Source organism: Algibacter sp. 2305UL17-15 (assembly GCF_040720935.1).
Taxonomy (GTDB): Bacteria; Bacteroidota; Bacteroidia; order Flavobacteriales; family Flavobacteriaceae; genus Jejuia.
Window position 1 is genome coordinate 109,248 of the sequence record NZ_JBFDAE010000011.1, and the last position, 23,687, is coordinate 132,934.

General features: G+C 33.5%; 17 protein-coding genes and 1 CRISPR repeat array. Of the genes, 3 read left to right on the plus strand and 14 right to left on the minus strand.

Going from position 1 to position 23,687, the window contains the following annotated elements; translation table 11 throughout:
* The first annotated feature begins 80 nt into the window (after positions 1-80).
* Together ABXQ82_RS13090 and ABXQ82_RS13095 are read left to right on the plus strand one after the other, a co-directional pair.
* Positions 81-1,070: a glycosyltransferase family 2 protein gene (locus ABXQ82_RS13090; RefSeq protein WP_367060355.1), complete on the plus strand. Its 990-nt coding sequence runs from the start codon at positions 81-83 to the stop codon at positions 1,068-1,070.
* Between the two features lie 106 nt (positions 1,071-1,176).
* A complete protein-coding gene (locus ABXQ82_RS13095; RefSeq protein ID WP_367060358.1) occupies positions 1,177-2,016 on the plus strand; it encodes an OmpA family protein in 840 nt (279 codons plus the stop codon).
* 448 nt (positions 2,017-2,464) lie between these two features.
* A CRISPR array of direct repeats spans positions 2,465-5,015; the repeat unit is 46 nt; unit sequence GTTGTGAATTGCTTTCAGAATTGTATTTTTACTTAGCATTCGCAGT.
* A gap of 109 nt (positions 5,016-5,124) precedes the next feature.
* Here ABXQ82_RS13095 and cas2 read toward each other — a convergent pair.
* The 5 genes from cas2 to ABXQ82_RS13120 form a co-directional block, all read right to left on the minus strand.
* Entirely contained in the window at positions 5,125-5,472 is a 348-nt protein-coding gene (cas2, locus tag ABXQ82_RS13100; protein WP_367060361.1) for a CRISPR-associated endonuclease Cas2, read from the minus strand.
* 33 nt (positions 5,473-5,505) lie between these two features.
* Positions 5,506-6,402, minus strand: a complete 897-nt coding sequence (gene cas1 / locus ABXQ82_RS13105) for a type II CRISPR-associated endonuclease Cas1 (protein ID WP_367060364.1) — start codon at positions 6,400-6,402, stop codon at positions 5,506-5,508.
* The gene (gene cas9, locus ABXQ82_RS13110) at positions 6,399-11,468 is read right to left on the minus strand and encodes a type II CRISPR RNA-guided endonuclease Cas9 (RefSeq protein WP_367060367.1); all 5,070 of its coding nucleotides are present in this window, start codon (positions 11,466-11,468) and stop codon (positions 6,399-6,401) included. Before cas9 ends, cas1 begins: the two co-directional genes overlap by 4 nt.
* A 13-nt stretch (positions 11,469-11,481) precedes the next feature.
* Positions 11,482-12,030, minus strand: a complete 549-nt coding sequence (locus tag ABXQ82_RS13115) for an HIRAN domain-containing protein (protein WP_367060370.1) — start codon at positions 12,028-12,030, stop codon at positions 11,482-11,484.
* Positions 12,031-12,347: 317 nt separating this feature from the next.
* The gene (locus ABXQ82_RS13120) at positions 12,348-12,968 is read right to left on the minus strand and encodes an L-threonylcarbamoyladenylate synthase (protein WP_367060373.1); all 621 of its coding nucleotides are present in this window, start codon (positions 12,966-12,968) and stop codon (positions 12,348-12,350) included.
* A 45-nt stretch (positions 12,969-13,013) separates the two neighbouring features.
* Here ABXQ82_RS13120 and ABXQ82_RS13125 point away from each other — a divergent pair, with 45 nt between their 5' ends.
* Positions 13,014-13,877 (plus strand): alpha/beta hydrolase, encoded by an 864-nt coding sequence (locus ABXQ82_RS13125; protein ID WP_367060376.1) that lies wholly within the window; start codon positions 13,014-13,016, stop codon positions 13,875-13,877.
* Positions 13,878-14,064: 187 nt separating this feature from the next.
* On the opposite strand, the gene ABXQ82_RS13130 is transcribed toward ABXQ82_RS13125, so the two are convergent.
* From ABXQ82_RS13130 to ABXQ82_RS13170, 9 genes are all read right to left on the minus strand, one after another.
* Positions 14,065-14,769, minus strand: a complete 705-nt coding sequence (locus ABXQ82_RS13130) for a hypothetical protein (RefSeq protein ID WP_367060379.1) — start codon at positions 14,767-14,769, stop codon at positions 14,065-14,067.
* Positions 14,766-15,656: a lantibiotic dehydratase C-terminal domain-containing protein gene (locus ABXQ82_RS13135; protein ID WP_367060383.1), complete on the minus strand. Its 891-nt coding sequence runs from the start codon at positions 15,654-15,656 to the stop codon at positions 14,766-14,768. Before ABXQ82_RS13135 ends, ABXQ82_RS13130 begins: the two co-directional genes overlap by 4 nt.
* Positions 15,657-15,668: 12 nt before the next feature.
* Positions 15,669-16,721, minus strand: a complete 1,053-nt coding sequence (locus tag ABXQ82_RS13140) for a glycosyltransferase family A protein (protein WP_367060386.1) — start codon at positions 16,719-16,721, stop codon at positions 15,669-15,671.
* Positions 16,711-17,250, minus strand: coding sequence for an adenylyl-sulfate kinase (gene cysC / locus ABXQ82_RS13145; RefSeq protein WP_367060389.1), 540 nt, complete (start codon positions 17,248-17,250; stop codon positions 16,711-16,713). The genes ABXQ82_RS13140 and cysC overlap by 11 nt, the downstream gene beginning before the upstream one ends.
* Positions 17,251-17,252: 2 nt before the next feature.
* Positions 17,253-17,849: a sulfotransferase family 2 domain-containing protein gene (locus tag ABXQ82_RS13150; protein WP_367060392.1), complete on the minus strand. Its 597-nt coding sequence runs from the start codon at positions 17,847-17,849 to the stop codon at positions 17,253-17,255.
* Positions 17,842-19,143 carry an HlyD family efflux transporter periplasmic adaptor subunit gene (locus ABXQ82_RS13155; RefSeq protein WP_367060395.1) on the minus strand — a complete coding sequence of 434 codons (1,302 nt, stop codon included), beginning with the start codon at positions 19,141-19,143 and terminating at the stop codon, positions 17,842-17,844. The genes ABXQ82_RS13150 and ABXQ82_RS13155 overlap by 8 nt, the downstream gene beginning before the upstream one ends.
* A 145-nt stretch (positions 19,144-19,288) precedes the next feature.
* The gene (locus tag ABXQ82_RS13160; protein WP_367060398.1) at positions 19,289-21,535 is read right to left on the minus strand and encodes a peptidase domain-containing ABC transporter; all 2,247 of its coding nucleotides are present in this window, start codon (positions 21,533-21,535) and stop codon (positions 19,289-19,291) included.
* A gap of 6 nt (positions 21,536-21,541) precedes the next feature.
* Positions 21,542-23,176 carry a TlpA disulfide reductase family protein gene (locus tag ABXQ82_RS13165; protein WP_367060401.1) on the minus strand — a complete coding sequence of 545 codons (1,635 nt, stop codon included), beginning with the start codon at positions 23,174-23,176 and terminating at the stop codon, positions 21,542-21,544.
* Between the two features lie 51 nt (positions 23,177-23,227).
* Entirely contained in the window at positions 23,228-23,506 is a 279-nt protein-coding gene (locus ABXQ82_RS13170; protein WP_367060404.1) for a hypothetical protein, read from the minus strand.
* Positions 23,507-23,687 lie beyond the last annotated feature (181 nt).

Sequence of the window (23,687 nt, forward strand, 5' to 3'; positions counted from 1 at the left end):
AAAATAATCATAAAATCCACGAAAATGATTTTTTTATCAGATTGGTTATATCTGACCACTAAAAAAATAGAAATGAACAGATGAAAATAGCGGTCGTCATATTAAATTGGAATGGTAAAAAGCTTTTAGAACAGTTTTTGCCATCGGTTATAAAATATTCTGAAGGAGCTGATATTTATGTGGCTGATAATGCATCAACGGACGATTCAATTGTTTTTGTTAAAACTGATTTCCCAACAGTAAAAATCATTCAAAACGAAATAAATGGTGGATTTGCAAAGGGTTATAATGATGCCTTAAAGCATGTAAGCGCAGATGTATTCTGTTTATTGAATAGTGATGTTGAAGTCACAAAAAACTGGCTCGCCCCTGTTATAAAAGCTTTCGAGAGCGACTCTAATATTGCCATCATCCAGCCTAAATTATTGGATTTTAAAAATCGAAACTATTTTGAATATGCGGGAGCCGCTGGTGGATTTATAGACAGGTTTGGGTATCCTTATTGTAGAGGACGCGTTTTTCAAACTATTGAAAAAGATACTGGGCAATACAATGATACTAAAACCATTTTTTGGGCCTCTGGTGCGTGTCTATTTATTAAAAGTGCAATTTATAATGAGCTAGATGGTTTTGATGCCTCTTTTTTTGCCCATATGGAAGAAATAGATTTATGCTGGCGTGTAAACAATAAAGGATACAAAGTTGTTTATGTTGGTGCTTCGGAAGTTTATCATGTAGGTGGCGCAACATTAAGCAACACCAACCCCAAAAAAACATTTTTAAACTTTAGGAACAGTCTTTTTGCCTTGGTTAAAAATGCAAATGGAAATTTATTTTTCTTAGTGCTCACAAGGCTCTTTTTAGATGGTATAGCAGGAATTAAATTTTTATTTGAATTTAAATTCAAGCACTTTATAGCCATACTCAAATCGCATTTTAGTTTTTACGCGCATCTTCCCGGTTTACTTCAAAAACGAAAGCAAGCTAAAAACAAAACAAAATACTACAACAGAACATCCATAGTCTGGGATTATTTCGTAAATAGGAAGAAGAATTATAAAAGTTTATAACTCGGTTAGTAAAAGTTTTGTTAACAGTTCCATATTCAACCGATTTTTATATACTTTTGCCGAAATAATTTGCAAATATTTAATCTGAAAACAACCATTTATTATTATGAAAAAAATTTTATTACTTAGTTTTTCCACATTACTACTGTTAAGTTCATGTGTTTCTAAAAAAGAATTTTTAGCACTTGAAGAAAAACAAAAAGAAACACAAGATTTATTAAATTCTGCAACCGTTAAGCTAAACTCTTGTTTAGAAGACAGAGCTTCTGTAACAGCAAGATCTAAAGCCTTGGAAGAGCAAGTGGCAGATTTAAGAAAGTATAATGACAATTTACAAATTCTTTCAGCTAAAGGCGCTAGTAATGTAGAGAAAACATTAGAAAGTATAAAAGAAAAAGATTTAAAAATCACGCGTTTACAAGATGCCTTAACTAAGAAGGATAGTGTCACATTAGCATTGGTAACTAGCTTTAAACGTGAAGTTGGCATCAACGATCCAGACATTGAAGTAAATGTTGAGAAAGGTGTTGTATTTATCTCTATATCAGACAAGTTGCTATTTAAAAGCGGAAGTTACAACGTGACAACAAGAGCAAAAGAAGTATTGGCCAAAGTAGCTAAGGTTGTAAATGCGAAACCAGATTTTGAGTGTATGGTTGAAGGACATACTGATAGCAGATCATACTCTAGCGGTGTGTTAGAAGACAACTGGGATTTAAGTGTAAAACGTGCTACATCAGTAGTTAGAGTTTTAGAAGATTTAGATGTTAATCCAGGTAGATTGATTGCTGCTGGTCGTAGCCATTATGTACCACTCGTAGATAATGATACTGCTGAAAATAGAGCAACAAACAGACGTACGCGTATCGTAGTACTTCCAAAATTAGACCAATTCTATGATTTGGTTGAAAAGGAAATGAAAAACTTAGAAGCTGCTAGTAACTAAGAAATTAAATTATAAAATTTTAAAGGAAGCCCGACTTTTTAAAGTTGGGCTTTTTCTTTTTTAAGAATTTGGGCGTTACCCCAAAAGGGGGCAGACTTTATTCGTTGATTTCTATTTTAAATTAAAGAACTCATGAATATAAATATTTCACTACTCTCTCCTCCTCCGTCGGGAGCTCAAACATGCCGTTGAATCCTTAGCGCGTGTGGTTGCTTAGTTTAGGGTTTAAATTGAAGCTAAGAAACAGTACATAAATTTCTAAAGAACTTCTTAAAATAAATAAGGTAAGGAGAACAAATCCGCTTACCTTTTCAGGCAATGAAGGCTCAGATCGTTTTCGACAATTGTAAAAATATTAAAAAGAACCATATGATTAGAAATTGCTTTCAGTTCTTTAAATTTATGGAGAATTCACAGGCTATGCATTCAATTTGGGTGGAGCAAGCTAGTTGTGAATTGCTTTCAGAATGTATTTTTACTTGGCATTCGCAGTGTAACCGATATACTTGGCGTTCTTTTGGTTGTTGTGAATTGCTTTCAGAATTGTATTTTTACTTAGCATTCGCAGTTGGCGATACTTTTCATACGCTAGACGTGATGTTGTGAATTGCTTTCAGAATTGTATTTTTACTTAGCATTCGCAGTAAAAGTATGATAAAGCTATAAGGACCATAAGTTGTGAATTGCTTTCAGAATTGTATTTTTACTTAGCATTCGCAGTCAAGAAATAATGTATGTGCTACAAGAGCTTGTTGTGAATTGCTTTCAGAATTGTATTTTTACTTAGCATTCGCAGTTATTACAATATTACAGTAAAGGCAGAATTAGTTGTGAATTGCTTTCAGAATTGTATTTTTACTTAGCATTCGCAGTGGTTATGTGGTAGACCCCGACCAGATAGAAGTTGTGAATTGCTTTCAGAATTGTATTTTTACTTAGCATTCGCAGTTACGCAGCAATAGTAAAGGCGGTTTTACTGGTTGTGAATTGCTTTCAGAATTGTATTTTTACTTAGCATTCGCAGTATAATTGTGGAGTATGCTATCAGATTATTAGTTGTGAATTGCTTTCAGAATTGTATTTTTACTTAGCATTCGCAGTCAACCCGTGCCAGATGGCTAACAAGTTGTAGTTGTGAATTGCTTTCAGAATTGTATTTTTACTTAGCATTCGCAGTAAACACCAATTACAAAAGATACCAAATTAAGTTGTGAATTGCTTTCAGAATTGTATTTTTACTTAGCATTCGCAGTACATCTAAAGTTTTTACAGTATTGATGTCTGTTGTGAATTGCTTTCAGAATTGTATTTTTACTTAGCATTCGCAGTGGCAAGTGTATTTCGCCGAACGTATTAAACGTTGTGAATTGCTTTCAGAATTGTATTTTTACTTAGCATTCGCAGTAATGTAGTGCAACATCATTTGTTCACTACTGTTGTGAATTGCTTTCAGAATTGTATTTTTACTTAGCATTCGCAGTAATGTAGTGCAACATCATTTGTTCACTACTGTTGTGAATTGCTTTCAGAATTGTATTTTTACTTAGCATTCGCAGTAAGCCTTACGTCAATTAGCTGATACCGCCGGTTGTGAATTGCTTTCAGAATTGTATTTTTACTTAGCATTCGCAGTAATAAAGCAGAAAGCTTAATTAATAAAGTTGTTGTGAATTGCTTTCAGAATTGTATTTTTACTTAGCATTCGCAGTTTTGTAGGTTCTATAGCATCAGATTTTACGGTTGTGAATTGCTTTCAGAATTGTATTTTTACTTAGCATTCGCAGTCAGAAATAAAGCAAAGAAATAAAGCACCTGTTGTGAATTGCTTTCAGAATTGTATTTTTACTTAGCATTCGCAGTGAGCCTTAGTCTCTAAATTCCCTAGAGGTAGTTGTGAATTGCTTTCAGAATTGTATTTTTACTTAGCATTCGCAGTTTAAACTCAGGGTCGTTTAACATTCTTTTGTTGTGAATTGCTTTCAGAATTGTATTTTTACTTAGCATTCGCAGTTAATCTTGTTTTTTTCGGCTTTTCGTATCAGTTGTGAATTGCTTTCAGAATTGTATTTTTACTTAGCATTCGCAGTATTGCAATACCAGAAGAACAGGAAAGATTAGTTGTGAATTGCTTTCAGAATTGTATTTTTACTTAGCATTCGCAGTATTTTACCAAAGGATCAATGAAATTATTACGTTGTGAATTGCTTTCAGAATTGTATTTTTACTTAGCATTCGCAGTGGGTTTTACGACACTTTAAAACACGAAAACGTTGTGAATTGCTTTCAGAATTGTATTTTTACTTAGCATTCGCAGTAAAATGCTATAACCAATAGTTCAGACATCAGTTGTGAATTGCTTTCAGAATTGTATTTTTACTTAGCATTCGCAGTTTATGGGGTGCGCTCGTCGTCGACGGTCGTGTTGTGAATTGCTTTCAGAATTGTATTTTTACTTAGCATTCGCAGTAAGAACATTCTTCTGGACCAGTTTACAGTAGTTGTGAATTGCTTTCAGAATTGTATTTTTACTTAGCATTCGCAGTTCTTTTCTTCTATAGCTTCTAAAGTATCTAGTTGTGAATTGCTTTCAGAATTGTATTTTTACTTAGCATTCGCAGTCTTCTAAAACTTGGAAAGCTGCTAAAGACAAGTTGTGAATTGCTTTCAGAATTGTATTTTTACTTAGCATTCGCAGTGGACGTTCGAGTTTATAATAATGCAGCAAGGTTGTGAATTGCTTTCAGAATTGTATTTTTACTTAGCATTCGCAGTCAGCTCCATGTATAGTATAATTAGTTAAACGTTGTGAATTGCTTTCAGAATTGTATTTTTACTTAGCATTCGCAGTCTTTACTTATTTTTACTAAAACATTGTTTAGTTGTGAATTGCTTTCAGAATTGTATTTTTACTTAGCATTCGCAGTTAATGGCATTATTCCCGCCTTTTCCGCTTGTTGTGAATTGCTTTCAGAATTGTATTTTTACTTAGCATTCGCAGTATATCAAGGCTTAAAAAATTGATATACTGCTTGTTAAGTAATTGGTTAGGATGTTGTTTTTATGGCTACTTAATGGGTTTCGACTGCGCTCAACCTGACATTTTAATTTCTAAAATAATTCGAGTTGTTGTGAAGGTGCTTCCAATGCCGCAGGTTTTTGTCCGTGAAACAATTGCATCATCCCAAATTGCTTATCGGTTATTTGCATCACTCCTACTTTACCATATTCGGGCAAACCTCTTTTAACACGTTTGGTATGTACTTCTGCATTTTCTCTACTGGCGCAAAATCGCATATAAATACTGAACTGAAACATACTAAAGCCATCATCCAATAAGTTTTTTCTAAACTTGGTGGCACGTCTGCGATCCGTTTTAGTTTCAGTTGGCAAATCAAAAAACACTAATACCCACATACTCCTATATTGGTTTAATCGTGAAAATCTATTATTTTCCATTGTGTCAAATAGAGCTTAGTCAAGAGGTCTTTTTTAAATAAACACAGGATACAAAACCTTTCTACTTGTACCCGCAAAGCATTCGTATAAACTATTACTGGTTCTGCTCATAGCTACCATCAAAGGACTTTGTTTTCCATCTATCACCACATCTATAGCAGGAATCATTAACAATTCTGTCTTAATTGCTGTTGTGAGCTCATCTATTTCAAAATTAGTTTCCATAATGTCAAAAACTAAGGCATCCACATAAGGTCTATAAGGTTCCATAATATCATCTGCCAAACAAAACGCATTGTATTTATTGCGATGAAATACGCCTATGGATGGCAATAACCCACTACCAATTAATGCTCTAGCAGTTACGGCACGTAAAATAGCATAGCCATAATTCAATAAATTATTTGGAGGGTCGCCATGTTGTCCACGAGTAAAACCCTCAATACCAAAAATATGCTGCCAATAATATACTGCTGACCTACTTTCATGGTTCTCAACGTCGCCACTTTTAACCTCATTGACCCATTTGTACATTTTCCGTGTTGGAATATCACGTTTGTCCATAAATCTCGCCTGATTGTATATTTTGACACTTATGGTTTGTTGCCAAATATTTTTTTTAAGCGGTGTACTGGCGTTGAGTTGGTGGCGAATACGCTCTGTTTGTTCACTATGCCCTATTAAGGGCTGTAAAAAAGAACAGGGTAAATGCTGTTTGTTACAGGTAATTACGGCTGTTTTGTTCTCCACCAATTTCATAAGCAAACCATTGGTTATAGTAATTTGTGGATCCTCTAATACGATATACCCTAAATCCTCAATAGGTATTTTAGCTTCTTTTTTATCAGCTTCTGGAAAGGTTACCACCAGTTGTTGATTCTTGGTGCTTAAATAGGCTGGATTTCCGAAGAATAGGGTGCGTTTTATCATTTTATTATGCTTATAATTTTACCCAATTTATCAACTTTAAGTTTCCAGCATCTTTCTTTGATCAGGAAATTCTCTTCTATTTCTAATGTTGTTTGTTTTTTATTATTTTGATTTGTTACAGCTATTTCATTTAAAAAATTTTTACCATTGTGAAATAATTTTTTTTCAATTTTATCTTTTTCAAAATCTGCTTTTTTAATTGCATAAATTGGTTGTGCAATATGATGTTGAACAAAATTGACGACTTTTTCATTAAAGTCATTAACACAATATATTCTAACTTTCTGCTCTTTATTTAAAGGCAAGTTTACCAAATTATAATCTTTTGCTTCTTCTTCGGTGGGCACATAAACCAAGTCATTTGGAGATAATTCAAATAACAGCTCGTACTCGTTACCTTTTTTATCCCATTTTTTTTGATTAAAAATTGATGAATTGTAATTGTCCTTTTGTTTTAATTTTTCAATAGTTTCTTCTAAGGCAGGAACTTCAAACAATCTTTCTTTTGTTTCATTATTCTGATAAACTCCTAAATAATTATTTGAGCCTCCTGCTGTTACAACAAACTTAGTTTTTTTATTCCCCGTTTTGCCTTGAGGAAACATCTTTCCTTTAGCTTTTTTTAGTCTTGCTTTGTAAATAGGTTTGTGGTCTTTGTCTCCATTTAACATTTTTATATTGTTATTCATGTCCAGCAATCCTTCAGGAGAAAAGGCTAAGTCTTCTGGTGGGATTTTTTTTCCATCTGAATCTTTTTGGTTTTGAAATTTTTCTTGCTTTAAGTGATTTTTTAAAATTTTTTGGATCGAAATATCAGTTATATCTTCAATTTTAATTGATGGAGAAATTTTTTCTTTCGGACGAACTGCTACATAAGGTTTATAAATTTCAATTTTAGAAACATTAAGTTTTTTTTCAATTAATTTGCTAGAAACACTATTCAATTTTGCGTTTTTTAAGTAATGCATTTGTTGTTGATTAACCACATTTTCTATATTATCAAGTGCTTGAACTACTGAAACCAGTTCTGTTTCCTGATGCAATTTAACGCTACCACTAAAGGTATCCTCATTTAATCTTCTTCTTATGTCCCAGTTATATTTTTTATTTATATTTTTTCTTTTTCCTTCTTGCTGTGGAACAAGTTGTTTATCCCATCCACTTCCATTTTTCACCCATTGCCAGGTTTTATTAGAAGATTTGTTAATAATCCTATTATTCTTTTTGTAACTAACAATAGTATTCTGCAATGCTTCTAAGACTACATCTTCTATTCTTTTACTTTTGCATTCATCAAAACAGTAGGTTACTTCGTTTGAGTTTGTTGATGATTGCAATGGCTGATAGAATATTCTCTGGGAATTACCTTCATGATTTTTTTTCTTAAAAGTAAGTTTTGAGCGCAAATCATATCGAATCTCTTTACTTTCCCCAAATTGGTTGTTCAAATAACTAGTGTGGCTATTCGTTGTTAAAGCAACTACCAGAGCATCTAAAGCATGATGCCTATGGTCAATTCTTTTTTTATCAAAATCATCTTCAAATTCTTTTGGTACTGTATTTCTAAAAAAATTATGACCATTATCTTTATCAATAAAACCAAATTCATTAGTATTTGTTAAATCGTTCAATCTTTTAAACCTTGGTTCAATTAATGTGTTCCATGTGTCGAAAAGTTTCCAATCGTGTTTTAAAATAGATGTTATTCTTCCATTAACGTTTATTAAGTTTCTTGATTTAAACCCATTGTCTATTATTCTCTTTTCAGTATCGTCCTTTCTAACTATATTCGATAAAATTCCCATTATTGCTTTAGAAATGTATCTGGTGTTATTCAATTGGGCATTAGTAAACTTTTTAGGTATCTCTTTGCTTAATAAAATTTCTTTTTTTGTTCCATTGTATATGGATTTAGCATTATCAATATAGGCTCGTTCTGATAAAACAGGGACCTTGGATTGATGTGCGGTACAAAATATTTCATTTTCATTAGCATCTAAAATAAACTGATAACCTGTTTTAGCTCCCTTACTTTTATTTACTTCAGTTTCACATAACACTTTATTATAAAATGCATCTAGGTTAATTCGTTCTTTTGGGAAAATATGTTCTATTTCATATTTTTCCCTATTAAATAAATCACTTAGCTTTATAATCTTTCCAGTATATGGAGATTGGTAACGTTGGTCTAGCCATAATTTGTACCTTACTAAATCTGCATTCGTTATTTTATTTTCTGAAAAATCCTTTTGTATCTTGGTTATTTCTTTTTTGGAAATAGATTTTCCTGATTCCTTAATCTTATATTTCGTTTCATCTTTGTGAAACTTAATTTCGGACAATACCCCGTCTTCTAATATTTTCAACCTTTCTTGTTGTGTCGGTGAGTGTGGGTTAATATTGCTATTTTCATTTTTTAACTCCTTCAGCAATTTTTTAATACGTTCATTGCTTTTTCTGTTGTCTAAGTTTCTTTTTGAATCTGCTTTCTTTTGAGAAGCATTCTTTTTTAATTCTCTAGCAAGTTCTAAATGAATTTCATCAAAATACTCCTTTTCGTTGTTTCCAAATTCTTTGTGTTCCCAAATCGTTTTAATTAATTGCAACGTTTCAGCAATGATCTTTTCAACGATTGGGTTGTTTAGCGAATGTTGTTTAAAATCATTTTGTAAAAAGCTTACAATATCAATGGGGCTATTCCAATATTGAACATTCCCAGCTTCCGAAAAGAAACCATAAACCAAATAACAAGCACTAGAAACATGAAGACCTTTAAAATCTGTAATTTCCCCGTTAATACTTTCAGTTTCTATAACCTTATCAATACGTTCATTTCTATTTAAAATAAGCTTGCTTTCAGCATTTTTTAATTTTTTTTCAGAATCTTTAAGACCTCTTTCTACTTCTTCTTTGTCCCAATATTTACCAATGCGCATAAAGGGAAGTAGTTTTTTTATGGCTTTTTCTGAATAACGGGCATAGTCATTTTTAAAACTCGTGATAGATTCAAAATTTTTTATCAACTCAAGAATTATTTTTTTTTCTAATTCCTTTTCTTCCCCTATCTTATTGAATAGTGTGGACAACCCCTTTTGAAATTCTTCTTGTTTATTTACCGAATAAATGAAATGCCAAATCTTCATTTCAGTATCAAAATCTAAAAACGAAAAAGCGTCTAACCCTTTTGTCTTTTTGATACGTTTTAAAAACCTTGATCGTGTTTCGTTACAGGGTTTTTCGTCTGTTTTATTAGCCTTTAGCTCATTTGCTTCGTCCCTTTGAGTAAGGTTCCATTTATATTCTTTTTCTTCCAACTTTAAGTAATTGAGCAGTTGGTATTCATTAATTGAAGCTCTATCATTCAAGAAATCAAATAAATTGTCTTTTTTTGAAATAACCTTGTTGGTAACATCAACATTTCTAACCACTTCTCCATTCTCATTCCTATCATTAATTTTATAAACTTTAATACGTTTTATTAAATCCCATATTCTAAACTCTTGGTAATACGGGTTAGCTTTATGTATTACCTTTAAATATTCTTTTCTTTTTTCTAATCGATTGGTTATTTTATTAAAAAATTCAATTTCCCTTCTCCATTCATACTTGCAGTTTGAGATTTCAGATTTTTTTGATTTTAAATCTCTTTGATATAATAAAATATCATCAGTAATTAGATGCTTGATATCAAGTTTTTCTAGGTTCCTCTTATGAGATTCATTTCTGGGATAAAGAAGATTAACAGCTTTTTTAAATGTTTCTTCATTATCTAATAGATCTGGATAGAATTGTTTTTGAGTTTGTATTATCTTACTAATTTCTTTTCTATATAATTCCCTATCAATTACAGTAATTAATCCACCATCACCTTTTAGTTTTATTTTGGGGCTTTTAAGCAACTCCGAGTATATATAGGAGGAAACCCCAGAATTTTTATTCTTAGCTATATAAGTGTTGATTTTGCTGTCTGTCTTGAGTTTTTGCAAATTCCAGTCGTCCTCTGTTGGAACATTTATAGAACGCTTACTTGTATTACTATTTGTTTTTATTTCTTTTCCATTAACATTATAAGTTACTTGGGTAATAATTTCTTTACTCTGTCCTTCCCATTTAGGCTTAAATTTACTTGACTTATCTTGTAGCCACCCATTTTCATATTTAATTTGGTATTTGTTTTTACCGCCTTTAAGTTTTTCAACAAATTCTACCTTATCAATTTTTAGATTTAGTATGTCCTTAATAATGTATTCGTTTTTTTCGAGATGTTTTTCCAACATCTTCACTTCTCCTAAAAAAGTCAATTGTTTCGTTGATTCTTCATAATAGGTGTAGTCTATTTCTTTTGTTAAACTGTTTTGTAATTCAATTTTATATTTTTCATCATCAACTTTTTGTACAGACACCACAGTTTTGGCCAGCACTTCTAAATCAGAATCATTTCCCTCATCATTTAGACCTCTAACTTTTTGATAACCTCTTTTTTGGTTATAACTTAAAAGCACCCATGCCAATTCTTCTATACCAATTTTATTACTTAAAGCTCTATTTCTTAAATAATAAAGTGTCCAATCATAAGGAAGCCTATATTCTTTTCCTTTTTTATTGAACTTAGGCATATCTGGATGATTTTCCCTAAATTCATCTTCCATTTTTAAATAAGAATCCATGAAATAAAACTGAAAATCGCCATTTATGTCTTTGTAGTATGCAATCTTTGGTTCTTCATTTAACTTGATTTTGCCTGATCGTTTTCCATTTTTCTGAAAATCAATATTTACTGCATAATGCTCAGGTAATGCCTTTAGTAAATGAAGAAGAGTATGAAGTCTATCTCTTCGGAGCAGATATTTTTCTTTGGTTTTTCGACTTCTTTTATCTGTTGTTTTTTTTGATGCTGCACTTTCTAGAATTCCACCGTTTTCAAACTTTGACTTTTCACCCCCGTTCATAGGTAGAATCCGCGACCCCAAACCAATGATATTTACAATTCCTTTTTCATGGTCTATTTCCACCAAAGCCCAACCAATAGAATTCGTTCCCAAATCCAGTCCTAAAATCCGTTTCATATTTATTCCTGTTTTATTTTTTTTTGTTAAATGTTATTTTTTCTTCTATAACATGCGCTCCCTGCCTGTATATATCCATGGCATTTGCTGCCCGGTCTTTTGTAAGTTCCGCTAACTGTATATGGGATGCTGGCACCATCAATTCTACAAAAATCTGTATAGCCACTACATCCATTAAATAGCTGTGCTTATTATGTGGTTTATTCGTTTTTACAATTTCGCTTATACTGGCTGTGAGTACTACACCTTGGTCTAAAAGATTTGCCATAACAATATTTTCAAAAGCTGCGACATATCCTATTTGTTTGTCGTGGCACATAACTTTTATAGCAAATTGATCATACGGGTTTTCTAAATCTCTTTTTAAATGAACTGGGGTATCCATACTGACAGCCAATTTCATAAAATCCCTTCGGTAAAATTGCGTGCCTTTTACATAATTGTCATAAACTTTAATTTTCTTGGGTGTATATATTAGTTGCATTTGTGGATGTGCCATGCCACCAAAAAGCAATGTACCTCCCCCAGTACCAATAAGTTTTAAAAAATCCTGACGCTTCATAATACTATGTATTTATTATTATCCATAAACTTATTAAAAAACAAACTGCTTTCTTTATGGAAATCCGTAATACACATTTAAAATCTTTATGTATATTTGAATACAATTCTAAAAGCAATTCACAATAAGGATTATTCCGTTGTGAAAACATTTAAGTTCGCCTCTCGACTTTAACTGGGAGGCATTTTTATTCAAAATAATTTCTAAACTTCTTAAGGAAAACCTAAAATAGAAAAAATACAAGTAATTTCTTATATTGAAGAAGAAAAATCTTAAAAAACAGTAATTGCAGATAAGATACCTACTACATCAGGAATTTAAAAAATCTCCAAACTCCCCTTACCTTCCCTAACAACAACAGGCTCGTCCTCCGATAAATCAATAACCGTAGAAGGTTCGTTATCGCCATAACCGCCATCAATCACTACATCCACCAAATTACCCCATTTTTCCAAGATGAGTTCTGGGTCTGTGGTGTATTCTAAAATTTCATCTTCATCATGTATGGATGTCGAAATTATAGGGTTGCCCAATAGCTTTACAATATCTAAGGCAATAGTGTTATCAGGGACTCTAATACCAACTGTTTTTCGTTTTTTAAATGGATTTGGTAAAGATTTAGAGCCAGGCAAAATAAAAGTATAAGGCCCAGGAAGGGCACGTTTCAATATTTTGAACACCGAAGTGTCAATTTGCTTTACATAATCGCTCAGGTTACTTAAATCATGGCAGATAAACGAAAAATTGGCTTTTTCAAGCTTAACTTCTTTAATACGAGCCACACGCTCTAGAGCTTTTATATTGGTAATATCGCAACCTAAACCATAAACCGTATCGGTAGGATAAATAATAATACCTCCTTTTTTGAGTACTTTAACAACCTTAGCAATTTCTTTTGGGTTCGGATTTTCCTCGTAAATTCTTAAAAACTCAGCCATAATAAGTATCTTGTAACTCCGTTTACAAAGTAAAGTATTTATTTTATGAAAACTTTAAAATTTCTATTCCTTAATATAGTTGTTGTTCTTTTTTTTATTGGATGTTCTGAAGACCCCACCAATGATGCACCAAATAACACTTTAGATACTTCTAAAAATTATGAAGCTTTAGATGTACCTTATGGTACACACCAACGTCAAACACTAGATATTTATCTTCCTGCGAATAGAAATGCCTCTACAAAAACCATGATTTTAATTCATGGCGGCGGTTGGTCTTCTGGAAGTAAGAGTGATATGAATGCCATTGGGCAATTAATGCGCAAAGATGTACCCAATTTAGCTATTGTAAATATAAATTACAGACTAGCAGATGAAAACAACAGTCCCTACCCCATGCAGATTGATGATATTACAAGCGTGGTTAATTTTCTAAAGGAAAATAAGATCAAGTACTCCATTTCAGAAGATATTGGTTTTACTGGACTTAGTGCCGGTGCGCATTTATCGTTACTTTGGAGTTACGCTTTTGATACTAACAATAAAGTTGACATGGTGTGCAGCATTGTTGGGCCAACAAACCTTAATGATCCTGCATATTTGAATAACACAAGTCCTGCGCTACAAGAATTACTGGATCTATATGGTGCAAATGCCTCAACCGAGTTTCTTAAAGAGGTTAGTCCGTTACACCAACTTAAAGCCAGCTCCCCGCCTACAATTTTATTTTATGGCGGAAAAGATCCTTTAATTCCAACTTCACAGGGTACTGATTTAAGGGATGAATTAGTAGCATTAAATGTAACCCATCAATTTACATTGTATCCAAATGCGGGTCATGGCTGGCTTGGTTTAGAGTTACTCGATACTTGGGCTAAATTAAAATTGTTTACCGAAACACATTTGTAATGACGCTCAAAAATTATTTCACCGAGAAACTCAGAGGTTCAAGGCGATTCCCAGAGAAAACTGACTAAAGACCACTAAGAAATGAAAAGTCTATTATTGTTATGACACGGATTTCACAGACCTGCCGGTAGGCAGGTTTGCACGGATTAAAATGAATGCTACTGAAAAATGTATATTTTCTTTTATTTTAAGAGATACTATCTAAATCAAAAAAAGGTTTTATAACATTAAAGTTACCATACCTTTTATTATATACTCTCTTTAGTTCTTGCAATTTTATATTCCATGTCTCAGAAGAATTATTTTTTATATCGTTTACGTGCTTAATTCTATATAAGTCTGAAATAACAATTTTTTTATTTTTTATTTTGGCTTGATAACCTATTTCCCAATCATAACCCCAACCACTTTTAGATTCAGGAAAACCACCAAAACTTTCTATAAAATCCAAATCCAGAATAGAGCATAACAAATCTGCATGGTGCACCAACCTATTATCGCCATTGTCCATATTGGTCATCCATGGGTAATATTTTTTATCAGAGTTTTTAGTTAGTGAGGCACTTATTTGAACTACATCATCATTAAATTCCATGATTTCCATTAAATGTCCAATGTCTATTTTTGTTACAGGAACTATATCGTTGGCAATAAACATTACATATTTAGAACCGTACTCTCTAGCTAATTTTATACAATCCCTTATGCCCCCGCCAACGCCTGAATTAATCTTATTTTGATGGGTAATAAAATCACATTTATTTTCAGGGCTTGCATTATCCAAGACATGAATCTTGAAACCGGGATTCCATTTTGTGAGTTTCTTATAAAGAATATTGGTTCGTACGCCACCACAATAATCTAGTATAATACAAAAAATTTCGTTTTTCATGGATGCGTAGATGTATTCTGTATAGCTTTTAATCCATTATAGAACAGATAATATGCAGTTATCCTGTCGTTAATATCAAATGTGTCATTTAATTGTTTGAGCATATGTATATGCACTCTGTGTTCCTCTTTTTTAAAGGAAGATTTAGATACATTCTCCGATAAAACTTTAACAGTATTACTCCAACTATTTTCCCATTTTTCATCGTATCCCTTATTGCTTTTCTCTATATTTTCAGCTAAGTGTTCAATAATAAAAGTTTTATTGCTTTCAAAATTGCTTTTATTTACTTCTAAAATTCTTGAAAGCGCTTTGTCGTTATACTTTACATATTCCTCTTGGAGCAATGCATCAAAAAATTCTAAGGTTTTACCTATGTCAAGGGAAGCAGAATTTCTGAAAATGGCATAACATTGAATCATGATTTCCACCATGTTATGAAGGGTTTCTTCTTTATAAAATTGAAATACCTCCAAAAGCACCTTTGTCAAATTTTCTTGATAATCCTTAAACAATTCACTCAAGGCCATATCATCTGTACCCACGGAAAAATTATAAACGCCATAGTGGACGGTATTGTTTTGAAAGTCCAGAAATATACTCCCCTCACGTTTCAAATCGTTTAGGTTGGGAGAGGGATAGTTTTTAAAGTATGTTTTAAAATAAGCATCAGCTTTTCTTGCTACGGTTTTAGCATTACTTTTTTCGGTTATGAGCGATAATCTGATATGATCTCCTCTTAAATGGCTCAAGGAAATATAGTAACCCTTAATACCATTTTTTTGTTCGGATAGAAATGGCGAAATGCCTTCGATAAGAAGTTTATGCCAAAATTCCCGATGGTAAAATAGGGAGATACACAAATACAGCGTTTTATCTTTCTTCACAATATCAGGGTTTTAAATCTCTCCTAAAATAGTTTCCCCAAAAGAGGTTTCATTTACAACTATCTTTTTTTCCAGTTGATTTTTCTTCATACGGATTCTGTTATTGATTTGGGAGAAAAACATAATCAGGCTCTTTATTTGGCTGTCCTCAATCATTTGGTAGAAGCCCAAATCTGATACGTTAGGGGAATTTTGAATTTTTCCATTGCTTTTTCCCTCACGCACAAGAGTGATAGCACCATTTTCTTCTTGCCATCTCCCCGTTTCCCAGACATCTTCATCTAATCTATATTCGTAATCAAACGTTCTATTCTGTATAAATAAATTTTCAATAGATTCAGAGTTATAAAGGCGGTTAGTGATGATCTTGCCCTTGTAAAATCCCCCATCTCTATATAAATATAATAGTTCCGTTACAGCATGGTTGATATGCCTAAGATATATTTTTTCGATTTGGTTTGCATTTGATTCGCTTTTCAAACGGGTGTTATCATCATGTGTTAAAGCCTTTAAAAACTTGCTGTGTGATAGGTAATGTACTTCCCTTCCCAATAGTTCCAACCTATTCCTAAGGTCGAAATCCTCAAAGCCATATCCGGTCATGTTCTCGTCGTATCCCTTCAGGGTTATAAAGTCACTCTTAAGCATACAAATCCTACCATAGCAATCCTTTTGGGTTTTTCCCTTTTCAACAGCTATGTATATATTTTGGTTCCTTTGATATGCTTTATTTATGTATGCGGCAAAACCTCTGCCTATAAAGTTATCTGCATCCACATTGCACACAATATCGCCAGTAGCCAACTTTGTTACGGCATTTTTGGAATGGCTCATTAAAAAGCATTTGGGCGCTGTGGTTTTATAATATTTTAGGATGCCGCTTTCCAGATATTCAGACATCGTTGAAAACATCCATTGGTCAATTTCATCTTGGGAGTTGTAGTTAAGCACCACAAACTCAACATTACCATATTTCTTATTATCCTCGATATTTTGTGGTAAGGTTTGTTTTAAGTGGTCCAATCGGTTCATACAAACCGTACAAAAGGAAATCTTATAGGCCATGGATTTGTTCTCTACTTAGTGTTAATCTAAAAAGTTCGGCAGTACATTCCTCAATTTCTTTATTGGCAGTTGCGATAGTTTGATGTGGCAGTACAGGAACTTCAAACACATCGCTAACTCCTGTAAAATTTTTTATCTGCCCTGTTCTTGCTCGTTTGTACAATTGTTTGGGATCTCGCTTTTCACACTCTAAAACAGGGCATTCAATATAAATAAATGATATATTGTCTCGTCCCAAAATGTTTAAAACCATTTCCCTGTCTTTTTCATAAGGTGTAATGGCTGCAACGATAGGAACAACATCTAGTTTAAGCAGTAGCTTACAAATTTCTGCAATCCTCCTAACATTTTCGTTTCTATCTTTTTTGCTGAACCCCAAGTTGCTGTTTATACCCTTCCTTAAAATATCTCCGTCCAAAAGCATCGCCTTTTTATTTAAACCTTTCATTTTTTGCAGTAACCTTGTGGATAGTGTTGTTTTACCGGCACCGGAAAGACCGAACAGCCAAATTGCTTTTCCTGTACACATAATTATTGATATGAATAATTGAAAAATGATATATCTTTTTCATAAACCTTTGCAATAATTTCAATGGCTTTTTTACTGTAATATTCCGTATAATGTTTATGAACCGTTGCGTTTACTTTAGGGATTTTTAATGGTTTCCGTCCGTTTTTAGATAAAAACAAATCCATCTCTGTTTGAAAATTTTCAAACTTGATAATGGTATCGACCAGTAAGTTCTCCTTTGCATCGCATACCCACCTATATTGTGGCATAAAGTGCAATTGTTCCAATATATCATCTGTTACAAAGGCACTTTCCACAAATTGGTTGAAGTCGCCCTGATAGTGCTGTACAAACTTCTTTCCATCTTCGGCATCCCCAATATTTCTACCACCTGTTTGTAAGTATAAAAACGAGGACAGCACCCTATCCCAAGGATTTCTCACTACAGCAAAAATATGGTACTGGTTAAAAGACGCTACATCGTACTGATCCAAATGTGCGAAGTTTGGGTCGCGTATATCATGACCCTTAACCGCAATTTTTAAGTGTTGCGCTACGGTTGCAATAGCGGTTCCAGCAGTTTTGGGAATGTGTATAAAAATGAGTGGTTTATCCATATTTAAAAATATCCTTAAATTTATAAAACAACCGTTCCGCAATACTTAAATCTTCCGTTATAATTTCGGCATTGCCCAATAGTTCCTGGGTAAAACGGAACTCTTTATTGTATGAGGTTTTAGTGCCATTGGGCAACGATACATAAACGGTATAGTTACCTTCATTGTTTGGAGAAATCGAGAAATTGGTTACCTTTCCAATTAACATACCATATTGCTGATAGGGATAATTGTCCAGTTTTATGAGCACTTTCTGTTCCACACCAACTTTCCCCGCGTTTTGTGCAGGCAGGACAAGTTTGCCTACAAGATGGGTGGTATCTGTTGGTAAAATAGAAAATACCACACTCCCCGATTGTACAAATTGATTTTTGCCCCAATAATCCTGAAAGCTCACCACCCCATCAATTGAGGAACGAAGTACATAGTTATATTCCCAATTCCTAATGGCTTCTTTAAGTAGATCATAAGATTGGGTTAGATTTTTTAAAAATCTCGTATTGTCCTCTTGTTCATTAATATGCGTATTTTTTAATGTTTGATTAGCTGATGATATGGCTTCCGTCATTTGAGAAATGGAAATGGCCATGGCACTGATGCTTTTTTGCATTTGTATAAAGTCCAATTGCTTTAATTCGTAATCCCTTTGTGAGATGATCCCTTTTTCAAACAGCGTTTTATCCCTTTGTAAATCTTTCTGTTTCAATTTAAATTCCTGCTCAAGCAATCCTTTTTGAATCACTTGGTTTCTCAACCTGTTTTTTAGTTCTTGAAGTGACACTTTATTGCCCCCTAATTGATTGGTATATGGATCTAAATCTTTTAATAGAAAATAATCGGTGTAGCTTTTTTCAAAACCAATATATGCCGTGTTAATATCGCCAAGTATAAGATAAGCCGTTTTATCAAAGGGGAACTTAAAGCTTTGTATGTTAAAAGGAAGTGTGTCCATGATGCTTTTTAGTGTATATACATCATCAAAATTGGCAGTATTTTTAATTATAGCCAATTTTTGATTGATTGTTACCGTATCCCTATTATTTACAAATAGTTTTTCCAGTTGCCCCGAATATCTTGAAACTACTTTTTCTGTTGGTTGTTTGGTGGTTACCAGAATTTTTGCAGTAACAAAATCAGGGTATTTGATTATAAATGACAGACACAGGATAACACACACAAACATAAAAATTAGCGTGATGCCCCAACGTACAATCCAAACCGGGGGATTTGTCAGTATTTCCTGAACTTCCTCAGATCTTAATTCTAAATTATCCTGTTTTTCCTTTTTAGGCATTTAACTATATTTTATTTATTATTAACCATATAACACGTCTTAGATACGCTGCACAATTTTAAAAGTATCATCCTTTAAATTGCTATTTTACCTTTATCAGAAAACGTTACTATTTTCAAATAAAGTTTTCCCCCTTCGTGAAGGGCTACACAGGGCTACTTAATTTTTCCAATTCCAATTGGTTCTTTACTAAATTGTAATATGCGCCTTGGCTATCCAATAAATCTTGATGCTTTCCGGATTCTATAATCCTTCCTTCATCAATTACCACAATATTGTGGGCATTTTTTACGGTACTTAATCTGTGCGCAATGATAACCACGGTCTTATCCTTAAAAAATGCATTGAGGTTTTCCATGATAATCCGTTCATTTTTGGCATCAAGCGCAGAGGTGGCCTCTTCAAAGAATAAAATATCCGGGTTTTTATACACGGCCCGTGCGATGAACAGACGTTGTTTTTGTCCGGTACTAATACCAATGCCCTCATTACCAATTTTGGTATTAAACCCTAATGGCAATGCTTGTATAAAATCGTAAATATTGGCAACCTTAACGGCCATTATCAACCGTTCCTGGTCAATTGTATCTTCTCCAACGGCAATGTTGTAGGCAATGGTATCATTAAACACATAGCCTTCCTGCATGACTACACCGCAGTTGGCACGCCATGTTTTATGCGATATGGCACTTAAATAATGGTCGCCATACATAATGTTGCCCTTTGCAGGGGTATAAAACTTTAGTAAAATTTTCATCAACGTGGTTTTTCCGCTGCCACTTGCCCCCACAATAGCGGTAATTTTATTTGCGGGAATTGCCATACTTAATGCTTTTATAACGGGCTTGTCATTGCCTAAATATCTGAATGATATAGTGTTGATAGATAAATCCTTATTGGGTTTTATTCTAGTGATTAAATGTTTTTCCTTACTTTCCTCATCTTCCTTATCGTGTACTTCGCCCAACCGTTCCAAACTTATTTTGGCGTCCTGGGTGGCTTGGATAAAGCCTACCAATTGGCCGATAGGTGCATTAAGCTGCCCGATGATATACTGTATGGAAAGCATCATACCCAAGGTGATAGAGCCCTCAATAACCAAAATAGCTGAGGTGAACGTGATCAGAATATTTTTAGACTCATTGATAAAGGACGACCCGATGCCTTGGGTTTGTTCCAAACTTAAACTTTGTATGGACACTTTAAACAATCGTGCCTGTACATATTCCCATTTCCAGCGTTTTTGCTTTTCGGCGTTGTTCATCTTTATTTCCTGCATGCCGTTGATAAGCTCAATAACGGTACTTTGTTCTTGGCTCATTTGGGCAAAACGCTTGTAATCCAGCTCTTTTCTCCGTTTTAAGAAAAAGAGGATCCAGACTACATAGACAATACTACCAACAGCGAATATGAAAAAAATGGATGGGCTATAATACACCAGTACCGCCCCAAACACCACTAGGTTAAACATGGAAAACAAGGTGCTCAACGTAGAACCTGTCAATAACCTTTCTATACGGTTATGGTCGTTGATGCGCTGCATGATGTCCCCGGTCATACGGGTATCAAAATAGGAAATGGGCAGGTTCATCAGTTTTATAAAAAAATCGGAAACCAAGGAAATGTTCATACGGGTGCTTAAATGCAGTAAAATCCAACTCCTAAAAACATCGACACTAGAACGTCCAATAAACAGCATAATTTGGGCGATTAGCACCACGTAAATAAAATCGATGTCTTGGTTCTGTATGCCAACATCCACAATACTTTGGGTGAGGAACGGGAATATTAACTGTAGCAAACTCCCCACCAAGAGGCCAATAACCAGTTGCAACAGCAGCCCTTTGTATTTAAAAAGGTAGCGGAACAGAAACCGAAACGATTTTTTATCGGTCTCTTCCCAATCGAGCTGTTTAAATTTTGGGGTAACCTCTAGTAACAACGCAACACCTTCTTTAGTATCTTCATTGGCATTATTGCCCATCCACCTCCTAATAAACTCTTCTTTTGTATAAGTTATCAGTCCATAAGATGGGTCTGATACATATACTATTTCTTCTTTTTTTCTTCCCTTTGGGGACATGCCAAAGGCAGAGGGGCTTTTAATCTTATACACTACCACAAAGTGGTTCTTGTTCCAATGGACAATAAGTGGTAATGGGGCTTCCTTGAGTTTGTTAAAGTCGAATTTAACGCCCAGGGACTTAAAGCCAATGGCCTCTGCGGCATCGCTTAGTTTCATCAAGTTACTGCCCGCCCTGGTAGTTTCTGATAAATCACGAATATCCTGCAAGGAAATGAGCTTGCCATAGTGTTTGGCTATAATGCGCAAACAGGTGGGGCCGCAGTCTTTGGCGTCAGGTTGTTTGTAAAAGGGGAAAGAGGTTTTCAAAGGCAATTATTCATTTAAATATTTATCCAATAATTCTCTAATTTCATCTGTTTCTGGAGCAGGTGCATTTGGATTTATCACGCTACCTTTTTTGTTAAGTACCATATATCTTGGAATATAATTAAGATGGTGTTCCTTAATAAATTTAGACAAAAGAGGTTTTTTCAGTATATAATTATGGGGGAAATTCTTTTGAGCCTTGAATGAATTGCTAACTTTCCATTTTTCCTCATCTTTATCTGTAGCTATAGATACAAAAATTATTTTTTTATTGTTATAATCATTTACCAGTCTTTTTTTATAAGGAATGGCATCTATGCAAGGTTTACACCAACTTGCCCAAAAATCAATAAAAATTACTTTGCCCACATTATCTTCTATAATATCCTCAAGATAAAACTTATTATGATACTCATCCATTAACATAAGCTTGTTAGTACTCGTAGAATCTATACCGTATTTGCTGTTTATTAAATCTATGTAGGTGCTGTTGCTATTAAATTTTACGAATTTGCCATAATACACTTGGGCTGTTTCGGGGGATAAATCCTGAGAAATTTTATCCATATACAAATACAGCAGGAACTGCTTTACTTTTGGTGAGTATAAATCGCTTTTTTGTATTGTATCAAATACAGCGTCCCAACTATAATGGCTTCCCCCAAAATTACCGTAACTATACGTTGTTTTGGTGGTTTGATTTTCTATGTAGTTAGGTAAAAAGGAATGAATTAGAAAGTTGTGAAAATAATTATACATAAGCAGACTATCCCCTGATTTTAAAGTATTTTCAATAATTATTTCAGTATTGTAATTTTTTAAAACTAGTTTTCGCAATAAATTCCTGTCAATAAAATTACCTTCAATAGAGGTTTCATTGCCCTCACTAGATGGAAAACTTATTGCCTTTAATTTAGTCAACATACTTAAATATATATACAGAAGTTTGTCACTATAATAATGATGTATGTCTTTTGACATCAATTCATGAGAAGAAAGAGAATCTAAAAGTTCCTTTTGAGTTTTTAGGGATTCAGTCAATAGTATTGAATTTTCCTGCGATTTTTTCCTTAAAAATTCTTGATACTCAGCTTTAGACGGGCTTCTTCCAATATTTGGATAAGGCAAATATTTAAAGAACCTTTCATAGGGTGTTAAAGTATTATATCTCTCTTTTGTTTTAAAGTTTTCAAAACTATAATCATAGGGTCTTACAGTTCTATTTAAAATCTCTATGTTGGGTTTGTTGTTTTTATAACTTACTAATATCTTATCTCCGTTATTGAATAAATAAGAATGTCCCTCCAAACCGAGTCGTTCAAAATAAATTTCTATTTTAGGTTTATTGAAAGATATTTTTACTGTATCAATAAAAGGTTTTCTTTTGGGATTAATTGTATGCACAGTACCGTCAGAATCCCTATATGATGCAATAGTTGTAAAATAACTTCTTCCGCCTAAGATTGGATCATTTATTAAGGAAATAAAATTTTCTTTTGGCGCTTTATCAAAAATTAGGGTGATATTTTTCAACCCTTGGGTCTGATCAGTTTCGATATTTTGCTCATTTGGATCGTTATTATTAGACCTACAGCAAATAAATAAATGACCTAAAAAAACTAAAAAAACTAAAAATCTCATGTAAAAAAAATTAAAATTTTGTGAGGAACGAGGTCGTTCCTCACAAAAAAATTAGTATTCAGAATATCCTTCACATCCCAAATATCCTTTATGGGAACTGCTTAACCAACCTACGTCACAACAGCTATCACAGCACCAATGCCCGCCATGTGTATTACTGGCATCTTCTGCATAATCTCTTGAAGTTCCTGATACTCCAGAATAAATACCGCCACCTTGCCAGGCGCATGACCCTGAGGGAACGTATCCTCCAAAAACAGTCATTAATTGGTGACGTCCAAGCATATCGCTAGCTTCCAATTCCAAACTCTTTAAACTCAATTTTTTCATAATAAAAATTTTAACAATTATATTTGCCTCGAACGTTTAAAGACCATCAAGGTTTTGGTCTTACCCGACTTTATAGGTGGGTCTGTCGTTCGCGAAAGGATATTGTTAATTTAATTCTTGTTCAAGAAAGTTTTCTAAATCTTGAAGGCGAATATTTTTCTTAATAATCTTACCGTTCTCG

Bases quoted from the DNA above. Each gene is read 5' to 3' on its own strand.
- ABXQ82_RS13120 (WP_367060373.1), bottom strand. From the start codon at position 12,968: ATGGCTGAGTTTTTAAGAATTTACGAGGAAAATCCGAACCCAAAAGAA.
- ABXQ82_RS13140 (WP_367060386.1), bottom strand. From the start codon at position 16,721: ATGGCCTATAAGATTTCCTTTTGTACGGTTTGTATGAACCGATTGGAC.
- ABXQ82_RS13130 (WP_367060379.1), bottom strand. From the start codon at position 14,769: ATGAAAAACGAAATTTTTTGTATTATACTAGATTATTGTGGTGGCGTA.
- ABXQ82_RS13115 (WP_367060370.1), bottom strand. From the start codon at position 12,030: ATGAAGCGTCAGGATTTTTTAAAACTTATTGGTACTGGGGGAGGTACA.
- ABXQ82_RS13095 (WP_367060358.1), top strand. From the start codon at position 1,177: ATGAAAAAAATTTTATTACTTAGTTTTTCCACATTACTACTGTTAAGT.
- cysC (WP_367060389.1), bottom strand. From the start codon at position 17,250: ATGTGTACAGGAAAAGCAATTTGGCTGTTCGGTCTTTCCGGTGCCGGT.
- ABXQ82_RS13165 (WP_367060401.1), bottom strand. From the start codon at position 23,176: ATGAGATTTTTAGTTTTTTTAGTTTTTTTAGGTCATTTATTTATTTGC.
- cas2 (WP_367060361.1), bottom strand. From the start codon at position 5,472: ATGGAAAATAATAGATTTTCACGATTAAACCAATATAGGAGTATGTGG.
- cas1 (WP_367060364.1), bottom strand. From the start codon at position 6,402: ATGATAAAACGCACCCTATTCTTCGGAAATCCAGCCTATTTAAGCACC.
- cas9 (WP_367060367.1), bottom strand. From the start codon at position 11,468: ATGAAACGGATTTTAGGACTGGATTTGGGAACGAATTCTATTGGTTGG.
- ABXQ82_RS13125 (WP_367060376.1), top strand. From the start codon at position 13,014: ATGAAAACTTTAAAATTTCTATTCCTTAATATAGTTGTTGTTCTTTTT.
- ABXQ82_RS13150 (WP_367060392.1), bottom strand. From the start codon at position 17,849: ATGGATAAACCACTCATTTTTATACACATTCCCAAAACTGCTGGAACC.
- ABXQ82_RS13170 (WP_367060404.1), bottom strand. From the start codon at position 23,506: ATGAAAAAATTGAGTTTAAAGAGTTTGGAATTGGAAGCTAGCGATATG.
- ABXQ82_RS13155 (WP_367060395.1), bottom strand. From the start codon at position 19,143: ATGCCTAAAAAGGAAAAACAGGATAATTTAGAATTAAGATCTGAGGAA.
- ABXQ82_RS13090 (WP_367060355.1), top strand. From the start codon at position 81: ATGAAAATAGCGGTCGTCATATTAAATTGGAATGGTAAAAAGCTTTTA.